A 1,662-nucleotide genomic window follows, 5' to 3' on the forward strand; every position below is an offset into this window, starting at 1 on the left:
TCCGACAACACCAACCATGAAGAGTGCTGCTCCCAAGGCCATAGTTCGGCCTCGACCATCGCGACGATCGAAGCGGCGCTTTCCGCTGATCAGGATATCGACAGCAGTGCCATCGAGATCAGGATGCTCGGCCCGGTGGTCCTGCTCGAAGGCTACATAACAAACGCCGCAGACCGCGAGAAAGCCATCTCGCTTGCAGCGATGATCGTTGGCCGCGAGAACGTCCAGGATCGGATGCTGAGCCGCTTCCCCACGCGGTAATATATCCAAATGCGGTTAGGACCAAGGTCGGGCTGAGCCCCGGCATCAAGTCTTAGCTTTGGAACAGTTCCTCTATTCGACGGTTTGGCTCTGCAGCGGAACCAACCGCATCTAAAGAGGAAAACAAATGAATATCAAAGTTGTAGGTATTGCCGTCGGTGTCCTGTTGGCATCGACATCCGCCTTTGCACAGTCATCGACGGTGACAGGCGCCGTTGGTGGGGCTGCAACGGGCGCGATCGTCGGCGGCCCGGTCGGTGCGGCTGTCGGCGGCATTGTTGGCGGCGTGGCAGGTAGCGTCATTGATCCGCCGCCTCAGCAGGTTGTGACCTATGTTCAGCAGGCTCCGACCCCGACCGAACGCGTCGTGGTGAAGGAGAAGGTCGTCGTCGGCCAGCCCCTGCCGGAGACCGTCGTCGTGACGCCAATTCCCGATGATCCGAAATATGCATATGCGATCGTCAACGATCAGCGTGTGATCGTCGAACCTTCCTCGCGGAAGGTCATCCAGGTCATCCAGTGACCGACGGGCGGCTCCAGCCGCCTCCTTCCAAAAAATGACGGCATGCCTGCACCGCATCGAATGCGGGTCGTCGTATGCACAAACCTCGGAGATCGATCATGAAAGGCAACCATCTCGCCGTGCTCGTGGCAGCACTGTCACTGAGCGTATCCCCACTTGCAACATTGCCGGTGGCGGCCCAGCAGGACACAAAGAGCAGCGGACAGGCCCAGCCTAGCACGGAGGCTGGCGCCCAGTCGGGCTCTGCCAAGACCGGCACCGACTGCACCCCCGACGCTTCCGGAGCCTGCCCAGGCAAGGGCCAGTCATCGCAGCAGAAATCCGGTCAGGGCTCCGACGTGAAAAAGAGTGCCGAGCAGCCTTCGACCGATGGCGCGACGAGCGGAAGTGCATCCGGCAAGACTTCGACAGAAACCAAGCCTGCATCGAAAGACGGCGGCGGTGGCACCACGACAGAACAGAAGCCCGCCGGCAAGTCCGGCACCACGGATAGCAGCGGCTCGGCCACCACAGGCACGAAGAGCACTTCGGAAAGCGGCGATGCGTCGAAGCAGTCGACAGACCAAAACGCCACGACAACAAACAAGAGCTCTTCTGAAACCACCGTCAACAACACCACAACGAACACCAAGACCAGCGTCAACATCTCGGTCGAGCAGCAGACCGAGATTCGAACGGTAGTGAAGGAGGTTCATGTTGCGCCTGTGAAGGAGGTCGACTTCACCGTCTCTGTCGGTACGGCGATCCCGAAGAAGGTCCGGCTGGAACGGCTGCCGACGCGCATTGTGAAGATCGTTCCGCAGTATGAAGGCTACCGCTTCTTCATCCTTGCGGATGGCAGGATCGTCATCGTCGATCCCGATGCTCTCACGATTGTC

General features: G+C 59.8%; 3 protein-coding genes. All 3 read left to right on the top strand.

Annotated elements, in window-relative coordinates; translation table 11 throughout:
* The coding region (locus ATY29_RS00090) for a BON domain-containing protein (RefSeq protein WP_097537550.1) at window positions 1–261 on the top strand (261 nt) is incomplete at its 5' end.
* A gap of 127 nt (window positions 262–388) precedes the next feature.
* The gene (locus tag ATY29_RS00095) at window positions 389–784 is read left to right on the top strand and encodes a DUF1236 domain-containing protein (protein WP_003565321.1); all 396 of its coding nucleotides are present in this window, start codon (window positions 389–391) and stop codon (window positions 782–784) included.
* A gap of 98 nt (window positions 785–882) precedes the next feature.
* Window positions 883–1,662: DUF1236 domain-containing protein (locus ATY29_RS00100; protein WP_097537549.1), on the top strand; the 780-nt coding region annotated here is incomplete at its 3' end.

It is taken from the genome of Rhizobium hidalgonense (assembly GCF_002914525.1).
GTDB classification, from domain to species: domain Bacteria; phylum Pseudomonadota; class Alphaproteobacteria; order Rhizobiales; family Rhizobiaceae; genus Rhizobium; species Rhizobium hidalgonense.

Excerpts from the sequence above, each read along its gene's own strand:
- ATY29_RS00095 (WP_003565321.1), top strand. The coding sequence starts at position 389 with ATGAATATCAAAGTTGTAGGTATTGCCGTCGGTGTCCTGTTGGCATCG.